At 50.4% G+C, this 14,361-nt stretch carries 14 protein-coding genes; 7 read left to right on the forward strand and 7 right to left on the reverse strand.

Annotated elements, in window-relative coordinates:
- Nucleotides 1-30 precede the first annotated feature (30 nt).
- Nucleotides 31-1,434 (forward strand): class II fumarate hydratase, encoded by a 1,404-nt coding sequence (gene fumC / locus C1192_RS04205; RefSeq protein WP_038354327.1) that lies wholly within the window; start codon nucleotides 31-33, stop codon nucleotides 1,432-1,434.
- Here the strand turns inward: fumC and tus are convergent.
- Together tus and rstB are read right to left on the reverse strand one after the other, a co-directional pair.
- Complete coding sequence (gene tus / locus C1192_RS04210; protein WP_000135173.1) at nucleotides 1,431-2,360, reverse strand: DNA replication terminus site-binding protein; 930 nt, start codon at nucleotides 2,358-2,360, stop codon at nucleotides 1,431-1,433. The two genes, fumC and tus, sit on opposite strands and share 4 nt — an antisense overlap.
- 74 nt (nucleotides 2,361-2,434) lie before the next feature.
- Nucleotides 2,435-4,087, reverse strand: coding sequence for a two-component system sensor histidine kinase RstB (rstB, locus tag C1192_RS26025; RefSeq protein ID WP_052462982.1), 1,653 nt, complete (start codon nucleotides 4,085-4,087; stop codon nucleotides 2,435-2,437).
- A gap of 128 nt (nucleotides 4,088-4,215) precedes the next feature.
- On the opposite strand from rstB, the gene C1192_RS04225 reads away from it, so the two are divergent.
- A complete protein-coding gene (locus C1192_RS04225) occupies nucleotides 4,216-4,551 on the forward strand; it encodes a GlpM family protein (RefSeq protein ID WP_000524883.1) in 336 nt (111 codons plus the stop codon).
- Here C1192_RS04225 and folM read toward each other — a convergent pair.
- The 3 genes from folM to ydgH all read right to left on the reverse strand — a co-directional run bounded on the left by folM (nucleotide 4,548) and on the right by ydgH (nucleotide 7,818).
- On the reverse strand, nucleotides 4,548-5,270 hold the full coding sequence (folM, locus tag C1192_RS04230) for a dihydromonapterin reductase (protein ID WP_038354328.1): 723 nt from the start codon (nucleotides 5,268-5,270) through the stop codon (nucleotides 4,548-4,550). The two genes, C1192_RS04225 and folM, sit on opposite strands and share 4 nt — an antisense overlap.
- A gap of 36 nt (nucleotides 5,271-5,306) precedes the next feature.
- Nucleotides 5,307-6,689, reverse strand: coding sequence for an amino acid permease (locus C1192_RS04235; RefSeq protein WP_000412361.1), 1,383 nt, complete (start codon nucleotides 6,687-6,689; stop codon nucleotides 5,307-5,309).
- Between the two features lie 184 nt (nucleotides 6,690-6,873).
- Nucleotides 6,874-7,818 carry a DUF1471 family protein YdgH gene (gene ydgH, locus C1192_RS04245; protein WP_001516349.1) on the reverse strand — a complete coding sequence of 315 codons (945 nt, stop codon included), beginning with the start codon at nucleotides 7,816-7,818 and terminating at the stop codon, nucleotides 6,874-6,876.
- A gap of 522 nt (nucleotides 7,819-8,340) precedes the next feature.
- Here ydgH and pntA point away from each other — a divergent pair.
- Nucleotides 8,341-9,873 carry a Re/Si-specific NAD(P)(+) transhydrogenase subunit alpha gene (gene pntA / locus C1192_RS04250; protein ID WP_001516350.1) on the forward strand — a complete coding sequence of 511 codons (1,533 nt, stop codon included), beginning with the start codon at nucleotides 8,341-8,343 and terminating at the stop codon, nucleotides 9,871-9,873.
- 10 nt (nucleotides 9,874-9,883) lie between these two features.
- Nucleotides 9,884-11,272: a Re/Si-specific NAD(P)(+) transhydrogenase subunit beta gene (gene pntB, locus C1192_RS04255; RefSeq protein WP_038354329.1), complete on the forward strand. Its 1,389-nt coding sequence runs from the start codon at nucleotides 9,884-9,886 to the stop codon at nucleotides 11,270-11,272.
- Nucleotides 11,273-11,296: 24 nt separating this feature from the next.
- Here pntB and tqsA read toward each other — a convergent pair whose 3' ends face one another.
- On the reverse strand, nucleotides 11,297-12,331 hold the full coding sequence (gene tqsA / locus C1192_RS04260) for an AI-2 transporter TqsA (protein ID WP_001516351.1): 1,035 nt from the start codon (nucleotides 12,329-12,331) through the stop codon (nucleotides 11,297-11,299).
- Nucleotides 12,332-12,456: 125 nt separating this feature from the next.
- Between tqsA and C1192_RS26170 the strand changes: the two genes are divergently transcribed.
- The 3 genes from C1192_RS26170 to mdtI all read left to right on the forward strand — a co-directional run bounded on the left by C1192_RS26170 (nucleotide 12,457) and on the right by mdtI (nucleotide 13,414).
- Nucleotides 12,457-12,627 carry a protein YdgV gene (locus tag C1192_RS26170; protein ID WP_085947940.1) on the forward strand — a complete coding sequence of 57 codons (171 nt, stop codon included), beginning with the start codon at nucleotides 12,457-12,459 and terminating at the stop codon, nucleotides 12,625-12,627.
- Nucleotides 12,628-12,732: 105 nt separating this feature from the next.
- Nucleotides 12,733-13,098 (forward strand): multidrug/spermidine efflux SMR transporter subunit MdtJ, encoded by a 366-nt coding sequence (mdtJ, locus tag C1192_RS04270; RefSeq protein ID WP_038354330.1) that lies wholly within the window; start codon nucleotides 12,733-12,735, stop codon nucleotides 13,096-13,098.
- Nucleotides 13,085-13,414: a multidrug/spermidine efflux SMR transporter subunit MdtI gene (gene mdtI / locus C1192_RS04275; protein WP_000046672.1), complete on the forward strand. Its 330-nt coding sequence runs from the start codon at nucleotides 13,085-13,087 to the stop codon at nucleotides 13,412-13,414. The genes mdtJ and mdtI overlap by 14 nt, the downstream gene beginning before the upstream one ends.
- Before the next feature lie 38 nt (nucleotides 13,415-13,452).
- Here the strand turns inward: mdtI and C1192_RS04280 are convergent, their stop codons facing one another.
- Nucleotides 13,453-14,274, reverse strand: coding sequence for a trypsin-like serine peptidase (locus tag C1192_RS04280; RefSeq protein ID WP_001260827.1), 822 nt, complete (start codon nucleotides 14,272-14,274; stop codon nucleotides 13,453-13,455).
- Between the last annotated feature and the right edge of the window lie 87 nt (nucleotides 14,275-14,361).

A 14,361-nucleotide genomic window follows, 5' to 3' on the forward strand; every position in this document is an offset into this window, starting at 1 on the left:
AGAAAAAATTAATCAGGTGAGGAGCAGGCCATGAATACAGTACGCAGCGAAAAAGATTCGATGGGTGCGATCGATGTCCCGGCAGATAAGCTGTGGGGCGCACAAACTCAACGCTCGCTGGAGCATTTCCGTATTTCCACGGAGAAAATGCCCACCTCACTGATTCATGCGCTGGCGCTGACTAAGCGTGCAGCGGCAAAAGTTAACGAAGATTTAGGTTTACTCTCTGAAGAGAAAGCGAGTGCTATCCGTCAGGCAGCGGATGAAGTGCTGGCGGGACAGCATGACGATGAATTTCCGCTGGCTATCTGGCAGACGGGTTCCGGCACGCAAAGCAACATGAATATGAACGAAGTGCTGGCCAATCGGGCGAGCGAACTGCTCGGTGGCGTGCGCGGAATGGAACGTAAAATTCACCCTAACGACGACGTGAACAAAAGCCAAAGTTCAAATGATGTCTTTCCGACAGCAATGCACGTTGCGGCGCTGCTGGCGCTACGCAAGCAACTCATCCCGCAGCTTAAAACACTGACACAAACGCTGAATAAGAAATCGCGCGCATTTGCCGATATCGTCAAAATTGGTCGTACCCACTTGCAGGACGCCACGCCGCTGACACTGGGCCAGGAGATTTCCGGCTGGGTAGCGATGCTGGAGCATAATCTCAAACATATTGAATACAGCCTGCCGCATGTGGCGGAACTGGCGCTGGGCGGTACAGCGGTAGGGACGGGGCTGAATACCCATCCGGAATATGCCCGTCGCGTAGCGGATGAGCTTTCGGTAATTACCTGTGCGCCGTTTGTTACTGCTCCGAACAAATTTGAAGCACTGGCGACCTGCGATGCACTGGTTCAGGCTCATGGCGCGTTGAAAGGGCTGGCGGCGTCACTGATGAAAATTGCGAACGATGTCCGCTGGCTGGCTTCAGGCCCTCGCTGTGGCATTGGCGAAATCTCAATTCCGGAAAACGAGCCGGGCAGCTCAATCATGCCAGGGAAAGTGAACCCAACGCAGTGTGAAGCGTTAACCATGCTTTGCTGTCAGGTGATGGGAAACGACGTGGCGATCAACATCGGTGGCGCTTCCGGTAATTTCGAACTGAACGTCTTCCGCCCGATGGTGATCCACAATTTCCTGCAATCGGTGCGCTTACTGGCGGATGGCATGGAAAGTTTTAACAAACATTGTGCAGTGGGAATTGAGCCGAATCGTGAGCGAATCAATCAATTGCTCAATGAGTCGCTAATGCTGGTGACTGCGCTCAACACCCACATTGGCTATGACAAAGCCGCTGAGATCGCTAAAAAAGCACACAAAGAAGGGCTGACTTTAAAAGCCGCAGCCCTTGCGTTGGGGTATCTTAACGAAGCCGAGTTTGATAGTTGGGTACGACCAGAACAGATGGTCGGCAGTATGAAAGTCGGGCGTTAATCTGCAACATACAGGTGCAGCCGTGGAATGATTAAGCGAAGCGGCTGCGCCTGGGGTTTGTAACGGTGCTGCACATTGTCGGCATCATAATTTAGCAGCTCGCCAACGTCCGGCACACCAGCACCATTATCCCGATTAACCAACGCGATAAGCGGCGTAGGGCAGGCATGTTGTACCTGTTTTTGATCTCCCTTATACCAGACACGGGCAATTGGCTGCACCTTCACCGGACGTTTGATTTTTAATTTCGCATCCTGCGGCAGGGCGGCGATATCCTGATACTCACGCTCCAGTTTTCCTTGCCACTCCTCGCGCGTCCACGGCGCGACGCTGCGTGGTGATTTCAGGCTTTTTTCCAGTTGAGCCAGTACTTCATCACGATGCAAATTCTTAATGATATGCTTATTCGCCCAGCCAAAACGTAAAGTGGCAGGATCGTGAAGAACAGTGAGCGTGCGGTAAGCGTTAAGGGTAATCAGTCCCGGCAAATGACGATGTACCCATTCAAAACGCGCCGCCGTGGGGAGTTCTGACTCAACCGTGACGATATGTTCAAAAGTGGTTTTGAGTTGATTGATACGCTGAATATGACTTGCCAGCGCCGCTTGTGAAAGATTATCGACCTGATAACACAACACGCCAGGCAGACGAACAGCGGCCTTGCTGCTGCGGTTTTCGGACTGTTGCTGAATAAACAAATGGCGGAAATGACGTAGTGCCAGCGCCTGCGCCTCTTTGCCGAGATGTTGCTTAACTTCAATGCAATTCAGCGGATTATGCTCATCCGCTTTTTTGACTTCCGGTAAAGAGAACACGCGGGCAACCAGCAACTTGTGCTGCTCAAGCTCAGCGGCAAACGCGGCCAGTTCTTGCTCCATCTGACGAAAGGTAGTATTGAGTCGGTCAACGAGATCGTAACGAGCCATAAAATCACCACTTTAGTTACAACATACTTATTATATAACACAACGGCGGTAACTTGACCACCGTGCACGTAGTGTCAGGCAGAGGTAAATTGCGGGATGTTATGCCATAACGGCCAGCTAAACGAGAAGCGGGCACCACCCAGTTCGCTGGAGTCACAGTTAACCGTGCCGCCCATTGCCAGTGCAATAGAGTGGACAATCGCCAGTCCCAACCCACAACCGCCGGTTGAACGGTCACGGCTAGGATCGAGACGCACAAAGGGTTCAAAGACATGCTCGCGATCCTGTGGGGCTATTCCTGGCCCATCATCTTCGACAATTAATGTCGCTCTGTTTCCTGCCAGTAGCAGGCTGGTTTCTACGGTTGAATGGCAGTAGCGCAGGGCGTTATTGATCAAGTTATCCAACACGCGCGCCATTAAGCGCATATCCAGCGCCGCATAATGACCTTGCATGAGCGTTTTTATCCGTACCGTTTTGTCGGGGTTAACAGCCTGGATATCGGCCAGATGTGTTGACAGCCATAACGGTAGGTCTGGCTCGCTAAGATGCAACTCATTTTGCGGGCGGTCTAATCGGGCATAGGTCAGCAGTTCTTCGATCAAGGCTTCCAGTTGGCTGATATCACGATTCAGAGCCTGAGACTCTGTTTCACTCAGGTTATCGCTCATCTCCAGCCGATAACGCAGGCGCACTAACGGCGTTCGCAGTTCGTGAGCAATCCCGTCGATAAGCTGTTTTTTGCTGGCAATTAATGCATTGATATTGTCCGCCATCTGGTTAAATGCTACGCCCAGTCGTTCAAAGCTCGAACCATCATCAAAGTGAATGCGTTCATTGAGATGGCCATCGCCAAATCGTTGCGCCGCTGCTTCCAGTTTTAACATGTCCTGCCAGTGCGGACGCATCCAGATAAACACTGGAAAGGCGAGAGAGATGGCAATAAAGGCAATCAGCGCGATATCCAACAAACGCATTTGATGGAGGTAATAGAGATAAGGAACGGGACCGACGGCCGCATGGGGCGCAAAAAGATAGCCTTTGTTACGCACAGTTTTAATACGATACGGTTCAGCAGCGTTATCGAGCAGTTTTTTTCTTAACCGCGAAATAGCCACGTCCACGCTACGATCCAGACCGTCATAACTGACGCCGCGTAAATTTCGCAACAACGCATCGCGATCCATAATTTGCCCCGCATGAGTGGCTAATTCCCAGAGCAGTTCGAAATCGGCGGTAGAGAGTGAAATCTCAGTGTTAGCAAGGGTGACTACGCGGTTAATAGGGTCGATGGTCAACGTGCCGAAATGCAATGCTTTGTAGGGCGTCAGAGGCGTTTCCTGAATGCCTTTGGTCAGCGTCGCTTGCTCATTCTGACGCAAATGTAAACGTAGCCGAGCCAGCAGAACTGCAGGAGGAGTCGTTTTGAGAATATAGTCGCAGGCACCCATTTCCAGCGCCAGAATGTGGTTCATATCACTGTCGAGGGAGGTCAGCAGAACGATTGGTCCGGACCACTTAGAACCTAAATCGCGACAGATAGTCATGCCGTCTTTGCCAGGTAGCATGATATCGAGTAGCACCAGATCCGGATTTTCCCGCAGGATCGTTTCTTCTGCATGGTCGCCGCGAGGTTCTATGGTTACCTGCATATCATGTTTCGCCAGGTATGCGGCAATCAGTGAACCAACTTCTGCGTCATCTTCCACAAATACGATAGTGTTCATATTATTCACGGTAGATATAAAAACGTCACAATACACTGCACCGTTTTTACTTACTATCAATCGTTTCTAAACAAGTTTGCATCAGGTATTCTACTAAGGACTTGTTATGGAAGTGTTAAGGTAAAAAGATGGGGCTGGTAATCAAAGCCGCGCTTGGTGCGCTGGTGGTGGTGTTGATTGGTGTATTAGCAAAAACGAAAAATTACTACATAGCCGGGCTGATCCCGCTTTTCCCAACCTTTGCGCTCATCGCGCATTATATTGTTGCCAGCGAACGCGGCATTGAAGCCTTACGCGCAACCATCATTTTCAGTATGTGGTCGATCATTCCTTATTTTATTTATCTGGCGTCGCTGTGGTATTTCACTGGAATCATGCGCTTGCCCGCGGCTTTTGTAGGTTCTGTGGTGTGCTGGGGACTAAGCGCATGGGTGCTGATTATTTGCTGGATGAAACTGCATTAACGCAGATGTCGACCTCCATCAAGCGGGAAACTGCGCCCGGTAACAAAGCAACTGGTGAGCAAGTAATCGACCAGTTCGATCACCTCTTTCTCGCCAGGCGCGGTTTTCATCAGCGATTTATTCAGCGCCTGTTGGCGATATTCAGCATCATCATGTTCATTAAACAGGATCAGCGACGGTGCAATAGAATTCACTTTCACTTCCGGTGCCAGCTTGCGGGCAAATGAGCGGGTCATATTATCCAGGGCTGCTTTGCTTGCTGCATAGGCGATATGGTTGTCGCTGCCTCGTTCCACCACATAATCGGTGAAGTGAATAATATCGCTGGCGGCGTGCCCGTGACCACGCAGTAATCTTTCCAGAGCGTGGTTAAGAAGGTATGGGGTATTAACGTGGATTTGCATCATGCAGGCCAGCACGTCAGCCAGTGGCGTACCTGGTTTTTCTGCCATCCACGCGCTGGCATTGTGCAAAATGGCACGCAGGCCGTGGGTGCTTTTTAATACTTTATCGGCAAACGCCATCACGCCATCATTCGTCGAAAAATCAGCCTGAATACACTGTGCTCCCGCCTGAATCAGGCTATCAATGGCAGGATAGTGCGTCCGATAGCTGACAATCACCGGTTGCTTTTGATTAATAAAATGCCAGGCGAGGGCGAGGCCGATGCGACGGCCTCCGCCAGTGATTAATATTGGCAAGGGCTGGGTATTACCCATCGTTATCTCCTTTGCTATCCAACGATGGGACGAACGTTATCCCACCAGCATCCAGGTCGCCGGAACTGCGGCAATTAACAGCATGCCAATCAGTACCATTTCCTGACGATTCAGAACATTATCATGTGTATGCGTTTTACGCGCGTACAGGAATACCAGCAACCCCGGCGCATACAGAACGACGGACAACAACAGGTGCATTGGACCAGAGGCGTACAATAACCATAAGCCATAAATGCAGGCACCGACACCTACCGCTTTATGCAGCGGGCGGGTTGCGATTTTCAGCAAGAACGCGCCAACAAGGAAATAGGGCACCAGAATCATTTCTGAGGCAATGGTTAGCAACGTGTTGTAATCGGAACCGGTCAGCCAGATTAGCACCAGACAAATTTGCACGCAGATGTTGGTCAGCCACAGCGAGGCGGATGGCGCAGCCTGTGCGTTCTGGCGGGCAAAAATGCGCGGGAATGCTTTATGGGTCGCTGCCAGGAAGGGGACTTCTGCCGCCATAATGGTCCAACTTAAATATGCGCCACAAACGGAAACGATCAATCCGGCAGCGATGATAATCTCGCCCCACGGCCCCATCATTTTCACCATCAGGCCCGCCATAGACGGGTTACGAATTTCCGCCAGTTCAGGACGCGCAACCACGCCCAGCGAAAGCAGAGTGACCAGTAAATAAACGCCCAGCGCGGAAAGTACCGCCAGGAGTGTCGCTTTGCCGACATCATGTTTATTACGCGCACGCGCAGAAACCACCACCGCACCTTCCACACCAATGAATACCCACAGGGTGATCAGCATGGTGTTTTTCACCTGTTCCCACACCGGTACACCAAGTGCAAGGCCAGAGAAGTCGAGTCTGAAGGTGTCCAGTTTGAACATCATCAGCGCCAGTACAATAAACAGTCCCAATGGCAACAATTTTGCCAGCGTTGCCACCAGGTTAATGCTGGCAGCGGTCTGTACACCGCGCAGGATCAAAAAGTGAACAATCCACAAAAGTGCGGATGCACCGACGATCGATTGCCAGGTGTTGCCATCGCCAAACAGGCGCAGTTCCGGCGTATCGGTGAAGAAACTCAATGCAGAAAAGACGATCACCAGATAGGAGACGTTAGCGATAACCGCGCACAGCCAATATCCCCATGCGGAGCAGAAACCAATGAGTTCGCCAAAACCTTCACGAGCATAGGTAAAGATGCCGCCGTCAAGATCGGGACGAATGCGTGTCAGGATCAGCATGGCAAAGGCGAGTAATAAAATGCCAGCGCCAGTAATGCCCCAACCGATGAGCAGTGCTGCCGGGCTGGCAACCGCGGCCATATTTTGTGGCAGACTGAAAACACCTGCGCCCAGCATTGAGCTTAATACCAGCGCGGTGAGTGCGCTCAGTCCCAGTTTCTTTTCCATCGATATCCAGTGTTTAAAAGGTGTTCAAAAGAATAAATATTAGGGCAGGACGCATAAAAATGGTGTTTGCCACTGAAGCGCGGGATTTTACGAAGAGATGTGTCTGCATGCAATGGTCACGGGGAAATTTGTGACTAAAAATGCTAAAGGCGGCATAAAGCCGCCTCATTGGGATACTGAATAGTTATTTATACAGGTCTGCGCTGATGGTCAGATTATTACCACGTTCCTGCCACTGGCGGGTGATGTGGTAATACTTCGCACCTTTCTTCGCGGCACGTTTAGCAACCTGGTAGGAGACTTCGGTCATGTTACCGTAGTTACCTGAGAACTTAATGCTGTCGAACGGCACCATCATCGCTGCGGTTGCCTTGTTCAGTTCTTCGACTTTAGTGCCGTCAGGAAGCGTGACAGTGTAACGTCCGCCTTTTGAGGACTGAGTTTCGAAGAAACGACCAACTTCGGAACTTGGTGATGCGGTAGTGGCAACACCCGGGATTTCAACTTTCTTCGCGGCTTCGCCACCGGCAGCCAGGGCTGCACGTCCGGCTTCGGAGTCTGCCGGGATCACATCCGGGCTTTGGACTACACGTTTCTTAGCATCTTTTTTATAGATGAACGCTGTAATGCGTTGGTTACCGCCCTGGTTGGCATCGATTTGGCGAACGATGTAGAAAGAGTATGCGCCTTTTGCTTTCGCCGCTTTGGTGATGGCGTCATTCACTTCCGGTTGGCTACGGTAGAAGCCCTGGACGGTGACAGTGTCAAACGGCTCAATCAGAACGGCCTGGTCTTTTGGCAGTTCAACCACACCGTTAATCACGCGATTTTTTTCGGTTTCTGCTTTTTCAGCATCAGACTTATAGAGATCGGCAACCACTCGCCAGTTACCGCTGTTACCGAAATCTGACGTGTCGACAACATAAAAGGAGGCTGCACCTTCTTTATCAGCACGACGGGAAACGGCTTTCACCGCCTCGCCAATGGCATTGAAACGTCCGGTAACCACTACACGATCAAAAGGTTTAACCGCTGCCGCTTGCTCCGGTGTCAGTTCTGTTGCTGCGTTAACGGAGAATGCCGTAGCAGAAAGCAGTGCCGACGCCAGGAGGGTGTTCTTAAGCTTCATAAAAATAATCCTTCGCCTTGCGCAAACCAGGTACTGGTATTGTTATTAACGAGAAACGTGGCTGATTATTGCATTTAAACGGTGTAACTGTCTGCGTGATTTTTCATATCAGACTTCCTGATTTGATTTTAAACCTGATCGAATAACCATCTGTGATTAAAAAGTAACCGTAGCAACATACAACGGCTGAAACGGCTGAATTGTATAAGTTAATTTAATGTTAAGTGACAGTTTGCACCGGGGTGATCTCATGTTTTACCTGGCTATCGGAGACAATTATCGCCCTTTATCCGTTGTTCTATGGTGTTTATCTCACTATCAAGGCTGAATCGTTAATATTTTTCGAGTTAACGCCGAAATAGTGATTTTTGGCGCTAGATCGCAAGCATTATTTTCAGTACGTTATAGGGCGTTTGTTACTAATTTATTTTAACGGAGTAACATTTAGCTCGTATATGAGCGGCTTGTGTGGTTCCTGACACAGGCAAACCATCATCAATAAAACCGATGGAAGGGAATATCATGCGAATTGGAATACCAAGAGAACGGTTAACCAATGAAACCCGTGTTGCAGCAACGCCCAAAACAGTGGAGCAGTTGCTGAAACTGGGTTTTACCGTCGCGGTAGAGAGCGGCGCGGGTCAACTGGCAAGTTTTGACGATAAAGCGTTTGTGCAAGCGGGCGCTGAAATAGTAGAAGGGAATAACGTCTGGCAGTCAGATATCATTCTGAAGGTCAATGCGCCGTTAGATGATGAAATTGCGTTACTGAATCCAGGAACAACGCTGGTGAGTTTTATCTGGCCTGCGCTGAATCCGGAGCTAATGCAAAAGCTTGCGGAACGTAACGTCACCGTGATGGCGATGGACTCCGTACCGCGTATCTCACGCGCGCAATCACTGGACGCGTTAAGTTCGATGGCGAACATCGCCGGCTATCGCGCCATTGTTGAGGCGGCGCATGAGTTTGGGCGTTTCTTTACCGGGCAAATCACCGCGGCAGGTAAAGTGCCTCCGGCAAAAGTGATGGTGATTGGTGCGGGTGTTGCGGGTCTCGCGGCCATTGGTGCGGCAAACAGTCTCGGTGCGATTGTGCGTGCGTTTGATACCCGCCCGGAAGTGAAAGAACAAGTTCAAAGTATGGGCGCGGAATTCCTCGAACTGGATTTCAAAGAAGAAGCAGGCAGCGGCGATGGCTATGCCAAAGTGATGTCGGAAGCGTTCATCAAGGCAGAAATGGAACTCTTTGCTGCGCAGGCAAAAGAGGTCGATATCATTGTGACCACCGCGCTTATTCCAGGTAAACCGGCACCGAAACTGATTACCCGCGAAATGGTTGACTCCATGAAGTCGGGCAGTGTGATTGTCGATCTGGCCGCACAAAACGGCGGTAACTGTGAATACACCGTGCCGGGTGAAATCTTCACTACGGAAAATGGCGTCAAAGTGATTGGTTATACCGATCTTCCGGGGCGTCTGCCAACACAATCCTCACAGCTTTACGGCACCAACCTTGTCAATCTGCTGAAGCTGTTGTGCAAGGAGAAAGACGGCAACATTACTGTTGATTTTGATGATGTAGTGATTCGCGGCGTGACCGTGATTCGTGCTGGCGAAATTACCTGGCCGGCACCGCCGATTCAGGTTTCAGCCCAGCCACAGGCGACACAGAAAGCCGCACCGGAAGTCAAAGCTGAGGAAAAATGCACCTGTTCACCGTGGCGTAAATACGCCCTGATGGCGTTGGCAATCATCCTCTTCGGTTGGCTGGCAAATGTTGCACCAAAAGAGTTCCTCGGGCATTTCACCGTGTTCGCGCTGGCGTGCGTTGTGGGCTATTACGTGGTGTGGAATGTATCGCACGCGCTACATACGCCGCTGATGTCGGTCACCAACGCGATTTCAGGGATTATTGTTGTCGGAGCACTGTTGCAGATTGGCCAGGGCGGCTGGGTTAGCTTCCTTAGTTTTATCGCGGTGCTTATAGCCAGCATTAATATTTTCGGTGGCTTCACCGTGACTCAGCGTATGCTGAAAATGTTCCGCAAAAACTAAGGGGTAACATATGTCTGGAGGATTAGTTACAGCTGCATACATTGTTGCCGCGATCCTGTTTATCTTCAGCCTGGCCGGGCTTTCGAAACATGAAACCTCTCGCCAGGGTAACAACTTCGGTATCGCCGGGATGGCGATTGCGTTAATCGCTACTATTTTGGGGCCGGATAATGGCAATGTTGGTTGGATCTTGCTGGCGATGGTCATCGGTGGCGCAATTGGTATCCGCTTGGCGAAGAAGGTCGAAATGACTGAAATGCCGGAACTGGTGGCGATCCTGCATAGTTTTGTGGGGCTGGCGGCGGTGCTGGTTGGTTTTAATAGCTATCTGCATCACGATGCGGATATGGCTCCGATTCTGGCCAACATTCACCTGACGGAAGTATTCCTCGGTATCTTCATTGGTGCGGTGACCTTCACCGGCTCGGTCGTGGCATTCGGTAAGTTGTGCGGCAAAATTTCGTCTAAACCGCTGATGCTGCCAAACCGTCACAAAATGAATCTGGCTGCTCTGGTCGTTTCCTTCCTGCTGCTGATTGTGTTTGTCCGCACCGAAAGCGTTGGCCTGCAAGTTCTGGCATTGCTGATAATGACCGCCATTGCACTGGTCTTCGGCTGGCATTTAGTGGCTTCCATCGGTGGCGCAGATATGCCAGTGGTGGTGTCGATGCTGAACTCTTACTCTGGTTGGGCGGCAGCGGCCGCGGGCTTTATGCTCAGCAACGACTTGCTGATTGTGACCGGTGCGCTGGTCGGTTCTTCGGGGGCAATCCTTTCTTACATCATGTGTAAGGCGATGAACCGTTCCTTTATCAGCGTCATTGCGGGTGGTTTCGGCACCGATGGTTCCTCTACCGGCGACGATCAGGAAGTGGGTGAACATCGCGAAATTACGGCGGAAGAGACGGCGGAACTGCTGAAAAATTCGCATTCAGTGATCATCACCCCTGGTTACGGCATGGCAGTCGCGCAGGCGCAATATCCGGTGGCAGAAATCACCGAGAAACTGCGTGCCCGCGGTATCAACGTGCGTTTCGGTATTCACCCGGTTGCGGGGCGTTTGCCTGGGCATATGAACGTATTGCTGGCAGAAGCGAAAGTGCCGTATGACATCGTGCTGGAAATGGACGAGATCAACGATGACTTTGCTGATACCGATACCGTGCTGGTAATTGGTGCGAACGATACGGTTAACCCGGCGGCGCAGGACGATCCGAAAAGCCCAATTGCCGGTATGCCTGTGCTGGAAGTGTGGAAAGCGCAGAACGTGATTGTCTTTAAACGTTCGATGAACACCGGCTATGCTGGTGTGCAAAACCCGCTGTTTTTCAAGGAAAACACCCACATGCTGTTTGGTGACGCCAAAGCCAGCGTGGATGCGATTCTGAAAGCACTGTAACCTCAACGGCCTCTGCGGAGGCCGTTACTCTTTCTTGAGATCGCTTAACAGCACGGCGATGCTTTGACCTCCCGCTGTTTGTTCAAGCGCAATTTTGACAATAATCGTCAACGGCACCGAAAGCAGCATCCCCACCGGTCCTAACAACCATCCCCAAAAAATTAACGACAAAAAGACCACCAGTGTGGAAAGCCCCAATCCGCGTCCCATAATGCGTGGTTCCAGAATATTACCGAAGACCAGATTAATCAGCAGATATCCCGCCAGCACCAACAACGCTTCGTAGAAACCATTAAACACCAGTACCTGGGCGATAGGGGGAATAGCCGCAAGGACCGAACCAATATTAGGAATGTAATTAAGCGCAAAGGCCAGCAATCCCCAGACAAAAGCAAAGCGAACGTCCAGTGCTGCGAGCATCGCCCAGGCGACCAGTCCGGTGATGATGCTGATGGCCGTTTTCAGCACCAGGTAATGCGACACACTGTCAATCGCGCGCTGAATCGCCGCCATTCCTTCGACCGGACGTGCCATCATTTGCTGGAGTTTGCCGGGCAGTTGCGGAACTTCGAGCAGCATAAACAGCACCGTCAACAGCAATAAAAATATTGATGACATGGCGTTAGATAACTGCGTCAGTAAGTTGGTCAGTAACGTCATCGCCGCGTTCGGGTCAATGTAATGCGCCAGTTGGTCAACTGAGACATCAATACCCACGCGCTGTAATAAAGGCTCCAGAGCTTGCAGAGGCTTTATGATTGAGCTGCGATACTGTGGCAAAGTGCGGGTCAGTTCATTGAGTGTTGAGCCGAGATAGGCCAGCATAAGCACCATCGCCATTACGATGATGGTCATTAAAATCGACACCGCCAGTACGCGCGGTACTCGCCAGCGAACCATGCGTTGTACCAGCGGGTTAAGAATGACTGCGATAAATAGGGCGAGGATAAAGGGGACGATGATATCGGCGGCAAACCGGATACCGCAGAGAATAATGACCAGCATTCCCAACATAATGACGATTTTTAGGCCATTGAGCGTGATGATCGGCTTTGCCATGTTTATCCCCGTTTTTTTCTTCGCTAATAATATTTTTTCTGCGGCATTATAACGAAAATCAAACTACTCAGGTAAAGATATGAAAATGTTTTGAGTTAATTCTTAAGCTATGATACAAATCAGGCGTGTACAACTACCGAGGACAATTATCATCCGCGATGACGAGAAGCAACACTGCGGATAATTGTAATATTATGGACAATTTGTTCAGGACGTTATTTTCTACATTTACCCATCTTCGTACCTCATCCAGCATCTTGCTCGCAGGCGAGCAACACTGGCGCAACGCGCTTTAGTCCTTTCTTCTGTCAAAGCTGGCGCTCTGCGCTGGACTGAATACTTTTCTTTGGTTTCGCTGAATTCAGCGAACATTAAAATAATTCTCTTGCAGGGGAAGGACGATGTATATTTATTGGGTTTTATTAGGTCTGGCTATTGCCACAGAAATTACCGGAACGCTGTCAATGAAATGGGCGAGCGTCAGTAACGGTAACGGTGGATTTATTTTAATGCTGGTGATGATTTCACTGTCATATATTTTTCTTTCATTCGCCGTGAAAAAAATAGCGCTTGGTGTGGCTTATGCTCTGTGGGAAGGCATCGGTATTTTATTTATTACGCTATTTAGCGTTCTGTTATTCGATGAAAGCTTATCGCTGCTAAAAATTGCCGGGTTAACAACCCTGGTTGTCGGGATTGTGTTGATTAAATCTGGTACACGCAAAGTACGTAAACCCTCGCTGGAGGTGAACCGTGGCGCAGTTTGAATGGGTTCATGCCGCCTGGTTGGCACTGGCAACTGTGCTGGAAATCATGGCTAACGTCTTTTTGAAATTTTCTGACGGCTTTCGCCGCAAAGTTTATGGCTTGCTCTCGCTGGCGGCGGTGCTTGCTGCCTTTAGCGCGCTTTCGCAGGCCGTTAAAGGGATCGACTTGTCTGTAGCCTATGCATTGTGGGGTGGGTTTGGTATTACCGCCACTTTAGCTGCGGGGTGGATCTTGTTTGGTCAACGTTTAAATCGCAAAGGCTGGGTTGGCCTGATCTTGCTATTGGCCGGAATGATCATGGTGAAACTCGCCTGATGACCACGCTGCCCGACAATGCGGGCAGCGTTTGAACATTATTGCCGGGTCAGTTCTTCTAACTTGTCGCGAAAACCGGTGACAGAAATGGCCCGGTTATCGGCGCGCCAGCGATCTTTCGCTGCAGGAGCTGAACTTTGCACACCAATTAACTGCCAGCCGTCATCAGTATGCAGCATTAGTGGCGAACCGCTGTCACCCGGTAGGGTATCGCACTGATGCGACATCACTGAGGTTTGCGCCCAGCCAGTCACTTCGCAATTTTGATGGCTGTATAAGGTATCAAGATGATCTTCGGGATACCCCGCTTGAGTCACTTTACGACCAGCCGCTTTTAATGCGGCGGTAAGCGCGGCTTTATCTCCCTCAAATAATGGCAACGGCGTAATACCAGAAGGGGGATTGCGCAGCACAATCAAACCGAAATCCCACGGCGCGGCTGCGGGCGGGACAATCCAGCCATCACCATCAGCCTTTAACCGTTTCCCTAGCGTCGGATCAACACGACCTTCAATATCGTGGATCTCATAGCGCCATAGCCCTTTATTCGAAACAAAACGCAGCGCAATTGCTTTGTCTGGTTTACCTTTTGGTGGCGTTAATAAACAGTGGCCCGCAGTTAATGCGAGATTAGGCGCAATCAGCGTCGCCGTACATAAATTGCCGCTGGCCGTTTCCAGTTGCCCAACCGCATCCCACGGCGATTGGGTCGTGTTATTTACCGGTACACGATCATCATGACCAAAAAATAGGGTGCTGACCTCATCATGAGCCGATTTAGGATCGTCCGGTTTATCCGCAAACACAAATGCAGATGTCAGACTAATTGCACCCAGTACTACAGCAATGGTTGTACGCATATCACACTCTGGCGAGTAATTATGATTATTAAAAGCAAACCCTCGTAAATACTATAGACGGGACGGGATGAAAGTGGGAGTAAAATC

It is taken from the genome of Escherichia marmotae (genome assembly GCF_002900365.1).
In the GTDB taxonomy this organism is placed as follows: Bacteria; Pseudomonadota; Gammaproteobacteria; order Enterobacterales; family Enterobacteriaceae; genus Escherichia; species Escherichia marmotae.

Excerpts from the sequence above, each read along its gene's own strand:
- fumC (WP_038354327.1), top strand. The coding sequence starts at position 31 with ATGAATACAGTACGCAGCGAAAAAGATTCGATGGGTGCGATCGATGTC.
- tus (WP_000135173.1), bottom strand. The coding sequence starts at position 2,360 with ATGGCTCGTTACGATCTCGTTGACCGACTCAATACTACCTTTCGTCAG.
- rstB (WP_052462982.1), bottom strand. The coding sequence starts at position 4,087 with ATGAACACTATCGTATTTGTGGAAGATGACGCAGAAGTTGGTTCACTG.
- C1192_RS04225 (WP_000524883.1), top strand. The coding sequence starts at position 4,216 with ATGGGGCTGGTAATCAAAGCCGCGCTTGGTGCGCTGGTGGTGGTGTTG.
- folM (WP_038354328.1), bottom strand. The coding sequence starts at position 5,270 with ATGGGTAATACCCAGCCCTTGCCAATATTAATCACTGGCGGAGGCCGT.
- C1192_RS04235 (WP_000412361.1), bottom strand. The coding sequence starts at position 6,689 with ATGGAAAAGAAACTGGGACTGAGCGCACTCACCGCGCTGGTATTAAGC.
- ydgH (WP_001516349.1), bottom strand. The coding sequence starts at position 7,818 with ATGAAGCTTAAGAACACCCTCCTGGCGTCGGCACTGCTTTCTGCTACG.
- pntA (WP_001516350.1), top strand. The coding sequence starts at position 8,341 with ATGCGAATTGGAATACCAAGAGAACGGTTAACCAATGAAACCCGTGTT.
- pntB (WP_038354329.1), top strand. The coding sequence starts at position 9,884 with ATGTCTGGAGGATTAGTTACAGCTGCATACATTGTTGCCGCGATCCTG.
- tqsA (WP_001516351.1), bottom strand. The coding sequence starts at position 12,331 with ATGGCAAAGCCGATCATCACGCTCAATGGCCTAAAAATCGTCATTATG.
- mdtJ (WP_038354330.1), top strand. The coding sequence starts at position 12,733 with ATGTATATTTATTGGGTTTTATTAGGTCTGGCTATTGCCACAGAAATT.
- C1192_RS04280 (WP_001260827.1), bottom strand. The coding sequence starts at position 14,274 with ATGCGTACAACCATTGCTGTAGTACTGGGTGCAATTAGTCTGACATCT.